Below are 14388 nucleotides of genomic sequence, written 5' to 3'. Positions count from 1 at the left end.
CTCCGCACCCTCCGTCCCCCTCCTGCGAGGTGCCCATGAGCACGCCCCCTCCGCCCCAGGCCCTTCCGGCCGACCCACACCCCGTGGACGGCGAACCCACCGACGACAACGGCGCTTTCGGCTGGCTGCGCGCCCTCGGCCCCCGTGGCCGCCGCGCCTTCGGGGGCGCTTTCGGCGGCTATGCCCTCGACTCCTACGACTACTTCACGCTGCCGCTGAGCATGGTCGCGATCGCCGCCTACTACGGCCTGGACAGCGGCCAGACCGGCTTGCTCACCACGGTCACACTGGTCGTCTCCGCCATCGGCGGCGCGATCGCCGGAGTGGTCGCGGACCGGATCGGCCGGGTCAAGGCACTGATGATCACGGTCGTCACGTACGCCGTCTTCACCGTCGCCTGCGGCTTCGCGCCCAACTACGAGACCCTGCTGGTCTTCCGCGCCCTCCAGGGCCTCGGTTTCGGCGGCGAGTGGGCGGTCGGCGCGATCCTGGTCGCCGAGTACGCGACCGCCAAGAACCGCGGCCGTACGCTCGGCGCGATCCAGAGCGCGTGGGCGGTCGGCTGGGCGCTCGCGGTCATCGTCTACACCGTGGTGTTCCAGTTCCTGGACGAGGACATCGCCTGGCGCGTGATGTTCTGGACCGGCGCGCTGCCCGCCCTCCTCGTCGTCTACGTACGGCGCAATGTGCACGACGCCCCCGAGGCGGCCGAGGAGCGCAAGAAGAGCGCGGACAAGGGGTCGTTCACCGCCATCTTCAAGCCCGGGCTCCTGCGCGTCACGCTCTTCGCGGTCCTGCTGTCCACCGGCGTACAGGGCGGCTACTACACACTCGCCACCTGGGTGCCCACATACCTGAAGTCCGAGCGCGGACTCACGGTGGTCGGCACGGGCGGGTACCTCACGTTCCTGATCTCCGGGGCCTTCATCGGCTACCTGGCCGGCGGCTATCTCACCGACATACTCGGCCGTAAGCGCAACATCACGCTCTTCGCCTTCCTCTCCGCGGCCAGCATCCTGGCGTACACGAACATCCCGGACGGGGCCAACGGCCTTCTCCTTGTGCTCGGTTTCCCGCTCGGCTTCTGCATGTCGGCCATTTTCAGCGGCTTCGGGTCGTTCCTCAGCGAGCTCTATCCGGCGGCTGTGCGCGGCACGGGGCAGGGCTTCACGTACAACACGGGTCGCGCCGTGGGCGCCGTCTTCCCCACGATGGTCGGCTTCCTGGCCGACAGCTGGGGCGTGGGCGGTGCGCTGATCTTCGGTGCGATCGGCTACGCGCTCGCCGTGCTCGCCCTGCTCGGTCTTCCCGAGACGCGTGGGAAGGATCTGGCGTGAGCCCCACCGGCGTGAGCTCCACGGCCACGGCGCCGCAGAGCCCCGAGGAGGCCCGCGCGCTCTTCCGTTCGGGCACGAGCGGGCCGACCGCTGGCTGGGCGGCCGGTCATACGCTCTCCTGAGGTCGATCACGGTCTCCTACGCCGCGTCCGGCCGCTCGGTCGCGGTGAGCGCGGCGAGAGCCGATCTCACCGCATGGGTGGCGCTCAGGTCGAGCCGGGCGCTGCTGCCCCGCACTTGGTGGCGTACCTCGTCGGCCGCGAGGGTGAGCAGCTGGGGCAGCAGGTCGGTGCACCGGCGTGCCATCCAGCCGGTCCCTGCCGTGGCAAGCCACAGCAGGCTCGCCGACCGGCTGGGCGAGGGCAGTTGGGGCTCGCACGACGGCGGGCTGCCCGCCGCGATCCCCCGCGCCGCGAGCAACCCGTGGAAACGGGCGGCGACAAGACGGTGGCCCCGCTCGCCCGGATGAAGCCGGTCCGCGCTCCACAGGGCACGGTCCGCGACCCACTCGTCCTCCGCCAGGTGCAGGTGGACGGCGTCGTACCGCTCGGACAGCGCGTGCACGACGGCGTTGACGGCGCGTTGGCGCCGGGCCAGGGGGCGGGCCAGCGCCCCCGGGAGGCCGAGCATGGCACCCGGGTCGGGGAGGCAGGCGGTGAGCAGTTGGGCCCCCTGCCGAGTGGCGGCTCCGTAGGCCGTGTCCAGGCGGGCTGCCACGGCCTGGATGTCGAACGTGCAGCGGAGGGTGTCGTTGACGCCGACGATCACGGAGACCAGGTCGGGGCGCAGCTTCAGCGCCTCGGGCAGTTGGCGGTTCAGTACGTCGCCGGTCTGGGCGCCGCTGACTGCGAGGTTGTGGAACCGCGCCTCTCCCTCACGTGCTGCCAGCCCCGCAGCCAGCAGCGCCGCCCATCCCCGCCAGCCTTCCTCGGTGGGGTCCCCTATGCCCGCGGTGAGGGAGTCGCCCATGGCCACGAAACACAGCGCCCTCATGAAGCGCACCCCTCGCCGTGCACCCCTTCGCCTGTTGAATCCGCACCCGGCATCGGGGTCGTGCCCACGCTTCCCCGAGCTCTCGGCGTCGGTCGAGCAGCGGAGACCTCACTCGCCCTGCGGGACGCCTGCCCACCACCCGGCGGCCCCGCCTCATGCGCCCCCAGAAACGCCGCCACCGCCCCGCCCCACCCAAAGCACTCCGCACGCGCGCGTGCCGCCTTTCTGCGTGTCCGCTCAGGACGGGCGAGGAGCGTCTGGACGGCGGTCGCGAACGCGTCGCCGCTGTCCTTCGCCACCGCGCCCGCCCCGCCCACGATCTCCGGCAGCGCCGACGACGCGCTGGCCACCACCGGCGTACCGCACGCCAGTGCCTCCAGGGCCGCGAGCCCGAACGTCTCACAGGGGCCCGGTGCCAGGCAGACGTCTGCCGTGGACTGCAGTGCGCCCAGGGCCGCACGGTCCGCGACATGCCCCAGGAAGGTGACCGGCAACCGACGTTCACGCGCCCGCAGTTCCAGACGGGCCCGCAGCGGCCCGTCCCCCGCCACCACGAGGACCGCCGGCACACCCCGGCCGCGGAGCGCCTCCAGGGCGTCAAGGGCCATGCCCGGCCGCTTCTCCACGGAGAGGCGGGAACAGAGCACGAGCAGAACGTCACCCACGCGCGCGTGGCGCTCGCGTACGCGAGGATCGCGCAGCCCCGGACCGCTGGCCACGAGGTCGACGCCGAGCGGCGCACGGACGACATTGCGCGCTCCGATGCGGACGAACTCGCGCTCGGCCCACTCCGTGGTGCACACGACCCGTGCGAAGGCGTGCGCCGTACGGGAGTTGAGGGCGTCGGCCGTACGCGAAGCGGCCTGTCGCGGCACGCCCCAGGACCTGAGTACGCCGTCCGTCGTCTCGTGGGAGACCATCACCGCCGGGATCCTGCGGTGCCGGGCCCACGCACCGGTCCAGCGCAGGGTCGTACGGTCGGAGACCTCGATGCGGTCGGGGGCGAGGCGTTCGAGGATTCGGGCCACCCTGCGGCGGTCCGTGAGGACGCGGTAGCCGCCTGTTCCGGGCAGCGGTGTGCCCGGCAGTGTCACGACGCGGCCCTGGTCGGTGTCGCGGACCCCGGCGCGTTCGCCGGGCACGATCAGCACGGGCTCGTGCCCGGCCGCGATGTAGCCGCGGCCCAACTCCCGCAGTGCGGTGCGCAGTCCGCCGGACGAGGGGGCTACGAAGTTGGCGAGCCGTACGATCCGCAGCGATGTGGAAGGCCCCTCGCCGGACCGGGCCGCCGCCTCGGAGCGGGCCGCCGCCTCGCGGCAGGCCGCCTCCCGGTACAGAGCCGCCCTCATGCCGCCACCACCGTCCGCGCGGCGAGCACCTGGGCGTAGTGGTCGACGAGTTGTCCGCCCACCGCCTCCCAGGTCCGCCCCTCGACAGCCGAGCGCCCGGCCGTGCCGTACGCGGCCCGCAGCCCCGGATCGGCGGCGAGCGCCCAGACCGCGTCACGCACCGCGAGGGCGTCCCCCGTCGGCACCAGGAGTCCGGTGCGGCCGGGGACGACGAGGTCCAGCGGGCCTCCGGCGGCGGGCGCTATCACCGGCACGCCACTGGCCATGGCCTCCTGCACGGTCTGGCAGAACGTCTCGTGCGGACCGGTGTGCACGAAGAGGTCCAACGAGGCGAAGATCCGGGCGAGTTCGCCCCCGGTGCGGCGTCCGAGGAACACCGCCCCGGGCAGTGCCGCCCGTACGGAACCCTCGCTGGGCCCCTCGCCGACGACGACGAGGCGCACGCCTTCCAAGGAGCACACCCCGGCGAGGAGTTCGACCTGCTTCTCGGGGGCGAGGCGCCCTACGTAGCCGACGATCAGCTCGCCGTTCGGCGCGAGTTCACGGCGCACGGCCGCGTCCCAAAGGCCGGGCCGGAACCGGGTGGTGTCCACACCCCGTGGCCACAGCCGCACCCGTGGCACTCCGTGTGTCACAAGATCGCGCAGAGCGGCCGACGACGGGGCGAGAGTGCGGTCGGCCGCCGCGTGGACGGCACGGATGCGCCGCCAGGCGGTGGACTCCCCCATGCCCATGTACGTACGCGCGTAGCCGCCCAGATCCGTCTGGTAGACGGCGACGGCGGGAATGCCGAGGCGTGTGGCGGCCGCCATGCCGCGCGCGCCGAGGACGAAGGGGCTGGCCAGATGGACGAGATCGGCGCGGTGCGCGCTCAGCGCCGCCGACAGGCGACGACTGGGCAGCGCCAGCCTGACCTGGGGATACCCGGGCAGGGGCAGGGAGGGGACGCGGATGACCGGGCAGGGCGCACTGGCTTCGGCTGCGGCGTCCGCCCCGGCTGCGGGGGCCGGGGCGATGACCAGGGGGTCGTGACCGCGCGCGACGAGCTGCCGGGCGGTCTGCAGGGCGCAGTGCGCCACGCCGTTGACGTCGGGAGGGAAGGATTCGGTGACGATGACGACACGCATACCCGTGTTGTCGTCGCGCGGGGCGTGGTCACGTCAACGTGGATCTTTCCTGGCGAGGAACGTCCCATGAGCGTTCCGCTCCGCACACGCCCGGCCCAGGGGGCGCGCCCGGCCGAGCTTCCGCCGCGTCGAGGGCTACACCTCGGCCGCGTCGGGGCCGATTCTGCTGCGTACCGCGGTCTGTACCTCGTCCTCCTCGGCGGGGTCCGCGGCGAGCCTTCTGAGCTGGGTGACCACGCGGGCGTCGCCGGTCTCCGCGTGCCTGGCGGCGACCTCGCGGGTCGTCTCCTCGCAGTCCCACAGGCATTCGACGGCGAATCCGGCGGCGAACGAGGGATCGGTGGCGGCGAGCGCGCGGGCGGCGCGTCCGCGCAGGTGGGAGGAGGCGGTCTCGCGGTAGACGTGCCGGAGGACGGGGGCCGCGCAGGCGATGCCGAGCCGTCCCGCGCCGTCGACGAGCGTCCAGAGGGTCGGCGTGTCCGGGCCCTCGCCCCGTACGGCTTCCCTCAGGGCGGCGAGGACGAGCTTGCTGTCCTGGGCCGCGCCCCGGCAGGCGAGTACCCGCCCCGCCGCGGCGCCGAGCACGTCGGGCCGCAGGGCCCAGCGGCGGGCCCGCTCCACGGCGGCGACGCTGCGCATCCGCTCGAAGGACTCTGCCGCGGCGTCCACGACGGCCCGTGACGGGCTCTGGACGGCCTCCTCGATCAGGTCGAACACGTCGGGATCGTGGGCGTCCGCGAGGTAGCGCAGGGCTGTGCCGCGCGCCCCGTCGGAGCCGTTGCGGGCGGCTTCGAGGATCTCGGCGCGGTCGTCGGGCCCGGCGACCGCGCTCAGGCAGCGGGCCGCGGGCACATGCAGGACGGCGCCGCGTTCGAGCCCTTCCTGCGCCCAGTCGAAGACGGCCTGGACGCTCCAGCCGGGGCGTGGCCCCGACGGCCGCATCTGGCGTTGCCAGCGGTCGAAGGATCCCTGCTCGCGGGCGGCCCGCACGCGGGCGCCGACAGCCTGTCGCGGATCCTCCTCCCACAGCCGCCAGGGCCGGGGTTCGTAGGCGTCGCGCACGACGGTGGCAAGGTCTGCCTCGCCCTGCGCGTCCGAGGGGAATCTGGCGAGCACGGGCTCGGCGAGGGCGCGCAGGCCCGCGTCGTCGTCCCGCATCGCCAGTTCGTCCAGGGCCCAGGCCCAATTGGTCCCGAACACCGCGTACCTCCGCAGCAGTTCGAGGGCGTCGTGCCTGCCGTAGGAGGCGAGGTGGCCCAGGACCGCGAGCGCGAGGCCGGTGCGTGAGTCGTCCGTGTTCAGGACGTCCTCGGCATCGAAGAGATGCCGCTCGATCTCGTCGATGCCGCCACGGAGATCGAGATAGAGCCTGGCGTAGTACAGGGAGCGGTTCTCGACCTGCCAGTCGTGGCGTGGGTCGTGGAGCACACAGGTCTCAAGGGCGGCGAGCGCCTCGGACCGGGGTGCGGTGAGTGCGTGCAGGGTGCCGTCACCGCGGCCCCTCTGCAGCAGGCCGAGCAGCGTACCGCTGGGCGCTATGACCGGATCGAACATGGGAAACAGCCTCACATCAAGCGTCGACGCAACCGGGAACCGTGAATTACCTGGCCGTGCGCCAACACGTCGGGCCGCCCGCCGTCTCTTGCTTGGTGTAGACCATCTTTCTCTGCCTCTCGTCGGTGGCCCGTAGGGATCCCGGACGGGAGGTCCGGGGGCGGGCCGCTCACGGTCCACGCGGTGCGGCATCTCCTGCCCCGCCGTCGCGTCCGTGAATCACGTCGTCATGATGGCCCAGCGGTTCAGCCCGCCGCGACCACATTTCCAGCGCCCCCGTTGTTGCTGGTCAGCTACCCCGTTCAGGCCGCCCCGAACAGCTCGAGCAGCTCCGTCTTGGCGAACATCCGGGCGGTGTCCACCGCCGACGGTGTGCCCGCGGCCGGATCCGCGCCCGAGTCGAGCAGCGCCCTGACCACCGCGTCCTCGCCCTTGAAGACGGCACCGGCGAGCGGGGTCTGCCCCCGGTCGTTGGCACGGTTGGCGTCGCCGCCCCGCTCCAGGAGGGCCCGTACCGCTTCCGCGTGGCCGTGGTAGGCGGCGAGCATCACGAGGGAGTCCCCGCTGTCGTTCGTGAGGTTCGCCGGAACTCCTGCGTCCACGTACGCGGCGAGGGCCGCGGTGTCGCCCTGGCGCGCCAGATCGAAGATCTTGGTCGCCAGCTCCACGACTTCCGGGTCGGGGGCTTCACTCATGGACCGGACCGCCTTTCGACTGCGGGGTGACTCGGGGATCGTACGGCGACCGGTGCGGCCGTACGGGTGAACCGACAGGCTACTGCCCGTCCGGGCACATGACCGGGCACACCCGCGGCAAAGATCATCGAGGAACCCGGACGCCCCCCGGATCCGCGCTCGGGTGGCCCAGCAGACCTCCGCCATTCGAGGGAATTCCAGGAAAATTCCCCCATTTGCACCTTTTATCGTATGGATACATGCTGTGAACCTGGAACAACTCATGGTGACTGTCCCCACCAACCAGGAGAACCGTCATGATCCTTTCCATCTCGGGCGTCGTGCTGCTCGGCATCATCGTCTTCCTGTTCTTCCGCAAGGACGGCCTCAAGGCGTCCCACGCGCTGGTCTGCGCGCTCTTCGGCTTCTTCATGGCGGGCACCGCCATCGCCCCGAGCATCAAGGCCGGCAGCGCGAGCCTGGCGAGCCTCCTCGGCGGGATCAAGTTCTGACGCCTCCTGCTCCCTGTAGTACTTCGTTCGCACCATCTGGAGACTGACGTGGCCCGGCGCCCCCTCCCCCGCATCCTGAGCAACGGAACCGCCTCGATCGCCCGGAGCCGGGAGTTCGCACGGTCGGCCGCCGACAACGCCACCGACGTCCTCCACCCGCTGATCACGATCACTCGTGGACTGCGCCGGCTGGCGGCGGCCGGGCGGCGCAAGTGGGCCGACACCCCCAAGGACCGGCGCGGACCGCTGCTGTTCCTCGTGGCCTCCGTCGTCCTGGTCGTGGCCCTCATTCCGTACGGTCCGCTGCTCGCCGCCATCTGCCTGATGGCGGCCGCCGCGTGGACCGGCAGGGAACGCACGGCGCCGGCGCCCACCGGCCCCGACGAGGCGCAGACCCAGCGGCTGCAGTCCCTCTACGAAGCGCTCGTCCCGTACTTCTCCGTCCCCGAGGACCCCGCGCCGCTCTTCGCGCACGGCGGCGAGTGGGACAAGGCCCTCACGTCGTACGACTTCGACGACAACGGACGTGTCTCCCGTCTGGAGGTGCGCTACCCCGCGTACTTCACGGACGGCGAGCCCGAATCGCGCGCACGGATCGAGCAGCTGCTGCACGCGAAGGCGGGCCGTGGCCGCGAGTACCACTTCGAGTGGGACGAGGAGGGCAACCAGCTCACGGTGAACGTGCTCCCCCCACTGCCCACCGACATCGCGGCCCAGCGCTTCGTCACGGCCCCCGGTGAGACCGTGCTCGGCTTCACCGACCCCACCGGCGTCCAGCGCACCCTGCCCGTGACGGACGGCGACGAGCAGCGCGACGTACCCCCCGTCGTCTGGCGCACCGGCCCCCGCTCCACCGAGCCCCACCTCCTGGTGGTCGGCGAGCCCGGCAGCGGCACCACGACCCTGCTGCGCTCCATCGCCCTGCAGGCCCTGCCGCACGGCGACGTCCTGATCGTCGAGGGCAGCGGCATCGGCGACTACGCCTGTCTGACCGGCCGTGACGGCGTCCTGTCCATCGAGTGCGGGCTCGCCGGAGCCTTGGCGAGCCTGGAGTGGGCCGCGCACGAGACGGAGCGGCGCCTGATCTCCGCCAACCGCGCCCGGCAAGCGGGCCACCCCGCCCCGGACGACACCAAGCGACCCCTGTGGATCATCCTGGACCGCCCCAGCGTGCTCGGTCACCTGGCCGCCGCTGACGGACGCAAGGACCCGCAGTCGCTGCTCCAGGTGCCGCTGCGGCACGGCAGGGCGGCCAGTGTCACGGTCGTCGTGGCCGACCAGTTCGACAGCCTGGAGGCGCTGAGCGATCCGGTGCGCCAGCACACACGCGCGCGCGTGGTCCTCGGACCCACGACGCTCGACCAGGTCGAGGACATCCTCGGAGTACCGCCCCGCACGACGCCCACGTCCGACGTCCCGCCCGGCCGCGGCTACGCCCGGCTGGGTACCGGTCAGGTGCACCGGCTCCAGGTGCCCGCGACACCCGATCCGTACGACGACGCGACGAGCGAGTCGCACCGGCAGGCGGTGACGGAGCTGCTGCCCGCACGGAGCACTCCGGCCGGCGCGGACGCCGGCACCGAAGGGGTCACCGGCACCGGCACGGAGACGGCCGAGGCCGTGGAAGCGACCGAATCCGGCACCGCGGCGACAGAACCCGCCACGAAGCCGGAGCCCGTACCCGCCGAGAGCTGACCGGAGCCGGCCCTCAGGCCACGAAGGCCCGCGACGCCTCCACGCCCGAGCCCGCCCCCGTCTCCACCAGGCGCGCGGCCGCGGCGAGGCGCGCCGCCGCCTCGTCCGCCACCGCGCCTCCCACGGTGAACGGCAGCCGCACATACCCCTCGAAGGCCCCGTCCACCCCGAAACGCGGCCCTGAGGGGACCCTGACCCCCACCCGCTCGCCCACTTCGGCGAGGCGGGAGCCGGAGAGGCCTCCGGCGCGCGCCCACAGGGTCAGGCCGCCCGCCGGTACCGCGAACTCCCAGTCGGGCAGTTCGCGGCGGACCGCGGCGACCAGGGCGTCGCGGTTCTCGCGGGCCTGGTCCCTGCGCACCCGCACGGCCGACTCCCAGCCGCCGGTGCTCAGGAGCCAGTTCACGGCCAGCTGTTCCAGGACGGGGGTGCCCATGTCGGCGTACGCACGCGCCGAGACCAGGCTGCGGATCACATCGGGAGCGGCCCGCACCCAGCCGATGCGCATGCCCGCCCAGAACGCCTTGCTCGCCGAGCCGACGGTGATCACGGTCGAGCCCGCCGGGTCGAAGCCGCAGACGGGGCGAGGCATCGTCAGGTCGTCGTCGAGCTGCAGCTCGATCATGGTCTCGTCCACGACGACGACCGTTCCCGCGGAGCGCGCGGCATCGACCAGCTTCCGCCGCTGGTCCTCGTCGGCGAGCGCGCCCGTGGGGTTGTGGAAGTCCGCGACCACATAGGCGAGGCGGGGGGCGGCATCGCGAAGGACCTGCCGCCAGCGGTCCATGTCCCAGCCTTCGAGCCCCTCGGACATGGCGACGGGGACAAGGCGGGCGCCCGTCTCGCGCATCAGCTGGAGGATGTTGGCGTACGAAGGGGACTCGACGGCGATGCGTTCGCCGCGCGGCGCGAACAGGTGGCAGATCGCGTCGATGGCGCCCATCGCCCCGGTCGTGACCATGATCTGTTCGGGCATCGTCGGGATGCCGCGCGCGGTGTAGCGCTCGGCGAGCATCTGGCGCAGCGCGGGCAGACCGGCCGGGAAGTCTCCGTGGGTGTGCGCGTACGGGGGCAGTTCCTCCAGAGCGCCCTGCACGGCGCGGGTGAGCCAGGGCTCGGGAGCGGGCAGCGCCGCGCAGCCCAGGTCGATCATGGAGCCGAGCGCCTCGGGCGGAAGGGGTTCGAGCCCGCGCGCGGGGAGGGGGTTACCGGCCGGGACCGCGGTCCAGCTGCCCGCTCCCCTGCGGGACTCCAGGAAGCCTTCGGTGCGCAGCGCCTCGTACGCGGCGGCGACCGTGGTCCGGCTGACGGCGAGGGACACGGCCAGCTCACGCTCGGCGGGCAGGCGCGCGGCGACCGGGACGCGGCCTTCGAGGACGAGCATGCGGACGCCGTCGGCAAGGGCGCGGTAGGCGGGCGGGCGGCGCGTGCCGGGGCCCGCGGGGCGCGTCTGCTGCGAGGTGAGCAGCCGGGCGAGCTGCGTGGCGCCCACCGCCGAAGTCCACTGAGCCATGATTCCCAGTCCACCTTCCCGGAATTGGCCATGGTTGGCACTGTCTTACGAGCCACAGAGTGTCATGTGTCAGGCCACTATCACCAGCAGGGGGGCCATCTCTTGTCCACGCCGAAGCCACTTATGCCGTCGCACCTCGCACGCCGACTGATCCAGCTGTACGTCGGTCTGGCGCTGTACGGCGCGAGCTCAGGGCTCCTGGTGGTGTCCGGCCTCGGCCTCGAACCGTGGAACGTGCTGCACCAGGGCCTCGCCGAGCTGACCGGGATGTCCATCGGCGTCGTCTCGATCCTCATCGGGGCCGCGGTGCTGCTCCTGTGGATCCCGCTGCGGCAGCGCCCCGGGCTCGGCACGGTGTCCAACGTCTTCGTGGTCGGCCTGGCGATGGACGGCACCCTGGCCCTGATGCCGGACGCGCACGCGCTCGGCGCCCGCATACCGCTCCTCGTGGCGGGGATCGTCCTGAACGGTGCGGCGACCGGGCTCTACATCTCGGCGAAGTTCGGTCCCGGACCGCGGGACGGCCTGATGACGGGCCTGCACCAGCGCACCGGCCGCTCGATCCGGGTGACGCGGACGCTGGTCGAGGTGGCGGTGGTCGCCACCGGCTTCGCCTTCGGCGGCACGGTGGGCGTCGGAACGGTCCTGTACGCCCTCGCGATCGGCCCGCTGGCCCAGTTCTTCCTGCGCTTCTTCGCCGTCCCCGCTCCATCCGGGCGAGAGCCCGTGGCCGCCGACGGTCAACCGGGGCAGGCGATACTGCAGCGGTGACCACGCGCGTACGCCATCCCTATCTCGACCATCCCGGCCCGCTCCCCTTCGCCCACCGCGGCGGGGCGGCGGACGGCCTGGAGAACACCGCCGCCGCGTTCCGGCGCGCGGTCGACCTGGGGTACCGCTACATCGAGACGGACGTGCACGCCACGTCGGACGGCCGTCTCGTGGCCTTCCACGACGCGACGCTCGACCGCGTGACGGACGCGGCCGGGCAGATCGCCGACCTTCCGTGGAACGACGTGCGGCGCGCGCGCGTGGCGGGCAGCGAGCCGGTGCCCCTCTTCGAAGAGCTCCTGGAGACCTTCCCCGACGTCCGCTGGAACGTGGACGTCAAGGCCGAGCCCGCCCTGCTCCCGCTCCTTGAGCTGCTGCGCCGCACCGACGCCTGGGACCGCGTCTGCGTCGGCTCGTTCTCCGAGGCCCGCGTGGCACGGGCCCAGCGCCTCGCGGGCCCGCGCCTCGCCACGTCCTTCGGTACGCGGGGAGTGGCGGGCCTGCGGCTGCGCTCCTACGGCGTCCCCGCCCCCGTGCGCCGCTCAGCGGTGTGCGCGCAGGTGCCCGAGACGCATGCCGGGATCCGGGTGGTGGACCGGCGGTTCGTACGCGCGGCCCACGCGCGCGGGCTGCAGGTGCATGTGTGGACGGTCAATGACGCCGATCGCATGGCCGCTCTTCTCGGCCTCGGAGTGGATGGCATCATCACTGATCACATCGAGACGCTGCGCGAAGTGCTGAAGGACCGGGGAGCCTGGGCCTGACCGCTCAGGGGCGGCAGCGGACCACGGGGACCAGCGAGGGGGCACGGGTGGGCACCGACACCGTGCGTACGGCAGCACCGGCCGACGAGAGCGCCGCCGCGCGGCGGCGCGAGCAGCACGGCTGGTACATCTACGACTGGGCCTGCTCGGTCTACTCGACCAGCGTCCTGACCGTGTTCCTCGGCCCGTATCTGACGGAGATCGCCAAGTCGGCCGCGGACGGCGACGGATACGTCCACCCACTGGGCGTCCCGGTCAGCGCCGGGTCCTTCTTCGCGTACGCGGTGTCGGCATCGGTGATCGTGTCGGTCTTCGTCATGCCGCTCGCGGGCGCCGCAGCCGACCGCACGGGCCGCAAGAAGCCGCTGCTCGCGGTGGCCGCCTACGTGGGGGCCGCGTCGACGGCCGGCATGTTCTTCCTGGACGGCGACCGCTATCTCCTCGGCGGCTTCCTGCTGATCGTCTCCAACGCCTCCCTCGCCGTCTCGATGGTGGTCTACAACTCCTATCTGCCGCAGATCGCGCCTCCGCACGAGCGTGACGCGGTCTCCTCGCGCGGATGGGCGTTCGGTTACGCGGCGGGCGCGCTCGTCCTGGTGGCGAATCTGGTCCTGTTCCTGGCCCATGACACCTTCGGTGTCCCGGAGTCCACGGCCGTGCGCATCTGTCTGGCGTCGGCGGGTGTGTGGTGGGGCGCCTTCACGCTCGTACCGCTGCGGCGGCTTCGTGACCGCGAGGCGCCGCCTTCGCGGTCGTCCTCACAAGGGTCGGCGCGCGGCCGGCGGCAGCTGGCGTCGACCGTGCGCGACATGCGCCGCCATCCGCACACCCTGGCGTTCCTGCTCGCCTATCTCGTCTACAACGACGGCGTGCAGACGGTGATCTCCCAGGCGTCCGTCTACGGCTCCGAGGAGCTCGGCCTCGACCAGTCCACGCTGATCGTGGCGGTTCTGCTCGTGCAGGTGCTCGCGGTGGCGGGCGCGCTCGCCATGGGGCGCCTCGCACGGACGTACGGAGCCAAGCGCACCATCCTCGGCTCGCTCGTCGCGTGGACGGTGACGATCGGGGCCGGGTTCTTCCTGCCCGCGGGCGCGCCGGTGTGGTTCTTCGTGCTCGCGGCGGGCATCGGTCTGGTGCTCGGGGGTTCCCAGGCGCTCTCGCGGTCCCTGTTCTCGCATCTGGTGCCTGCGGGCAAGGAGGCCGAGTACTTCTCCGCGTACGAGATCAGCGACCGCGGCATGGCCTGGCTCGGGCCGCTGATCTTCGGCCTGACGTACCAGCTCACGGGCAGCTACCGCGACGCTATCGTCTCGCTCGTGGCCTTCTTCGTGATCGGTTTCGCCCTGCTCGCGCGGGTACCCGTGCGGCGCGCGATCCGCGACGCGGGAAATCCCGTACCCGACAGGATTTAGCAACTGAAGCCAAAGGGCGGTAGTGTACGCGTTTGGCTTACCAGGCGGACCGTTACTGCGCGCTGAAGATTGAGAAGCGCAGGGTGACATCCTCTGTCAGATGTGACATACCGGGCGCTGGTGGGTACAACAAGGGGCGGCATACGACGGCGACGCATGACCCTTAACGGGAATCTTTACCGCCGACCGGACGTTGACCGGATGACGACGACAGCGACACCTGTCCTGTGGGCGACAAGCCCGGGAGGCACGATTCATGAGTGAGCGAGCTCTTCGCGGCACGCGCCTCGTGGTGACCAGCTACGAGACCGACCGCGGCATCGACTTGGCTCCGCGCCAGGCCGTGGAGTACGCATGCCAGAACGGACATCGATTTGAGATGCCGTTCTCGGTAGAGGCAGAAATCCCGCCGGAGTGGGAGTGCAAGGTCTGCGGGGTCCAGGCACTCCTTGTAGACGGCGACGGACCTGAGGAGAAGAAGGGGAAGCCTGCGCGTACGCACTGGGACATGCTCATGGAGCGCCGTACTCGAGAAGAACTCGAGGAGGTCCTGGAGGAGCGCCTTGCGGTTCTCCGTTCAGGAGCCATGAACATCGCGGTGCATCCGCGGGACTCCCGCAAGTCCGCCTGACGGCGAACTGAACAACACCGCACACGAAGGCCGGGGCCACTGCTGAGCAGTGGCCC

Annotated in this window: 14 protein-coding genes; 8 read left to right on the top strand and 6 right to left on the bottom strand. The window is 72.0% G+C overall.

The window, feature by feature from the left end:
* Positions 1 to 35: 35 nt before the first annotated feature.
* Positions 36 to 1337, top strand: a complete 1302-nt coding sequence (locus tag ACFVXC_RS40680) for an MFS transporter (RefSeq protein WP_389916581.1) — start codon at positions 36 to 38, stop codon at positions 1335 to 1337.
* Positions 1334 to 1459, top strand: a complete 126-nt coding sequence (locus tag ACFVXC_RS40675) for a hypothetical protein (RefSeq protein ID WP_389916579.1) — start codon at positions 1334 to 1336, stop codon at positions 1457 to 1459. The genes ACFVXC_RS40680 and ACFVXC_RS40675 overlap by 4 nt, the downstream gene beginning before the upstream one ends.
* A 16-nt stretch (positions 1460 to 1475) precedes the next feature.
* Here the strand turns inward: ACFVXC_RS40675 and ACFVXC_RS40670 are convergent, their stop codons facing one another.
* The 5 genes from ACFVXC_RS40670 to ACFVXC_RS40650 all read right to left on the bottom strand — a co-directional run bounded on the left by ACFVXC_RS40670 (position 1476) and on the right by ACFVXC_RS40650 (position 7055).
* Positions 1476 to 2330, bottom strand: coding sequence for an SGNH/GDSL hydrolase family protein (locus ACFVXC_RS40670; protein WP_389916577.1), 855 nt, complete (start codon positions 2328 to 2330; stop codon positions 1476 to 1478).
* On the bottom strand, positions 2327 to 3679 hold the full coding sequence (locus ACFVXC_RS40665) for a glycosyltransferase (protein WP_389916575.1): 1353 nt from the start codon (positions 3677 to 3679) through the stop codon (positions 2327 to 2329). Before ACFVXC_RS40665 ends, ACFVXC_RS40670 begins: the two co-directional genes overlap by 4 nt.
* Positions 3676 to 4806: a glycosyltransferase family 4 protein gene (locus ACFVXC_RS40660; RefSeq protein WP_389916573.1), complete on the bottom strand. Its 1131-nt coding sequence runs from the start codon at positions 4804 to 4806 to the stop codon at positions 3676 to 3678. The genes ACFVXC_RS40665 and ACFVXC_RS40660 overlap by 4 nt, the downstream gene beginning before the upstream one ends.
* Before the next feature lie 135 nt (positions 4807 to 4941).
* Complete coding sequence (locus ACFVXC_RS40655; protein WP_389916571.1) at positions 4942 to 6360, bottom strand: HEAT repeat domain-containing protein; 1419 nt, start codon at positions 6358 to 6360, stop codon at positions 4942 to 4944.
* Between the two features lie 302 nt (positions 6361 to 6662).
* Positions 6663 to 7055 carry an ankyrin repeat domain-containing protein gene (locus ACFVXC_RS40650; protein ID WP_389916569.1) on the bottom strand — a complete coding sequence of 131 codons (393 nt, stop codon included), beginning with the start codon at positions 7053 to 7055 and terminating at the stop codon, positions 6663 to 6665.
* A 296-nt stretch (positions 7056 to 7351) separates the two neighbouring features.
* On the opposite strand from ACFVXC_RS40650, the gene ACFVXC_RS40645 reads away from it, so the two are divergent.
* Both ACFVXC_RS40645 and ACFVXC_RS40640 read left to right on the top strand, forming a co-directional pair.
* Positions 7352 to 7546: a hypothetical protein gene (locus ACFVXC_RS40645; protein ID WP_249591193.1), complete on the top strand. Its 195-nt coding sequence runs from the start codon at positions 7352 to 7354 to the stop codon at positions 7544 to 7546.
* 48 nt (positions 7547 to 7594) lie between these two features.
* Positions 7595 to 9241, top strand: a complete 1647-nt coding sequence (locus ACFVXC_RS40640) for a hypothetical protein (RefSeq protein WP_389916567.1) — start codon at positions 7595 to 7597, stop codon at positions 9239 to 9241.
* 13 nt (positions 9242 to 9254) lie between these two features.
* Here the strand turns inward: ACFVXC_RS40640 and ACFVXC_RS40635 are convergent, their stop codons facing one another.
* Positions 9255 to 10754, bottom strand: a complete 1500-nt coding sequence (locus ACFVXC_RS40635; RefSeq protein WP_389916565.1) for a PLP-dependent aminotransferase family protein — start codon at positions 10752 to 10754, stop codon at positions 9255 to 9257.
* A 123-nt stretch (positions 10755 to 10877) separates the two neighbouring features.
* Between ACFVXC_RS40635 and ACFVXC_RS40630 the strand changes: the two genes are divergently transcribed.
* The 4 genes from ACFVXC_RS40630 (at position 10878) to ACFVXC_RS40615 (ending at position 14332) form a co-directional block, all read left to right on the top strand.
* The gene (locus ACFVXC_RS40630) at positions 10878 to 11525 is read left to right on the top strand and encodes a YitT family protein (protein WP_389916563.1); all 648 of its coding nucleotides are present in this window, start codon (positions 10878 to 10880) and stop codon (positions 11523 to 11525) included.
* Positions 11522 to 12289: a glycerophosphodiester phosphodiesterase gene (locus ACFVXC_RS40625; RefSeq protein WP_389916561.1), complete on the top strand. Its 768-nt coding sequence runs from the start codon at positions 11522 to 11524 to the stop codon at positions 12287 to 12289. Before ACFVXC_RS40630 ends, ACFVXC_RS40625 begins: the two co-directional genes overlap by 4 nt.
* A 47-nt stretch (positions 12290 to 12336) precedes the next feature.
* Positions 12337 to 13701: an MFS transporter gene (locus ACFVXC_RS40620; RefSeq protein WP_389916559.1), complete on the top strand. Its 1365-nt coding sequence runs from the start codon at positions 12337 to 12339 to the stop codon at positions 13699 to 13701.
* A 256-nt stretch (positions 13702 to 13957) separates the two neighbouring features.
* Complete coding sequence (locus ACFVXC_RS40615) at positions 13958 to 14332, top strand: RNA polymerase-binding protein RbpA (protein ID WP_249591189.1); 375 nt, start codon at positions 13958 to 13960, stop codon at positions 14330 to 14332.
* Positions 14333 to 14388 lie beyond the last annotated feature (56 nt).

The sequence above is a fragment of the Streptomyces sp. NPDC058257 genome, from assembly GCF_042881845.1.
Classification (GTDB): domain Bacteria; phylum Actinomycetota; class Actinomycetes; order Streptomycetales; family Streptomycetaceae; genus Streptomyces.
Note: the sequence above shows the minus strand (reverse complement) of the source record. Positions and strands in the feature narration are given on the sequence as shown.

What these genes read in the sequence shown, in the direction of transcription:
- ACFVXC_RS40680 (WP_389916581.1), top strand. Translation starts at nt 36, where the DNA reads ATGAGCACGCCCCCTCCGCCCCAGGCCCTTCCGGCCGACCCACACCCC.
- ACFVXC_RS40670 (WP_389916577.1), bottom strand. Translation starts at nt 2,330, where the DNA reads ATGAGGGCGCTGTGTTTCGTGGCCATGGGCGACTCCCTCACCGCGGGC.
- ACFVXC_RS40665 (WP_389916575.1), bottom strand. Translation starts at nt 3,679, where the DNA reads ATGAGGGCGGCTCTGTACCGGGAGGCGGCCTGCCGCGAGGCGGCGGCC.
- ACFVXC_RS40660 (WP_389916573.1), bottom strand. Translation starts at nt 4,806, where the DNA reads ATGCGTGTCGTCATCGTCACCGAATCCTTCCCTCCCGACGTCAACGGC.
- ACFVXC_RS40655 (WP_389916571.1), bottom strand. Translation starts at nt 6,360, where the DNA reads ATGTTCGATCCGGTCATAGCGCCCAGCGGTACGCTGCTCGGCCTGCTG.
- ACFVXC_RS40650 (WP_389916569.1), bottom strand. Translation starts at nt 7,055, where the DNA reads ATGAGTGAAGCCCCCGACCCGGAAGTCGTGGAGCTGGCGACCAAGATC.
- ACFVXC_RS40645 (WP_249591193.1), top strand. Translation starts at nt 7,352, where the DNA reads ATGATCCTTTCCATCTCGGGCGTCGTGCTGCTCGGCATCATCGTCTTC.
- ACFVXC_RS40635 (WP_389916565.1), bottom strand. Translation starts at nt 10,754, where the DNA reads ATGGCTCAGTGGACTTCGGCGGTGGGCGCCACGCAGCTCGCCCGGCTG.
- ACFVXC_RS40630 (WP_389916563.1), top strand. Translation starts at nt 10,878, where the DNA reads ATGCCGTCGCACCTCGCACGCCGACTGATCCAGCTGTACGTCGGTCTG.
- ACFVXC_RS40615 (WP_249591189.1), top strand. Translation starts at nt 13,958, where the DNA reads ATGAGTGAGCGAGCTCTTCGCGGCACGCGCCTCGTGGTGACCAGCTAC.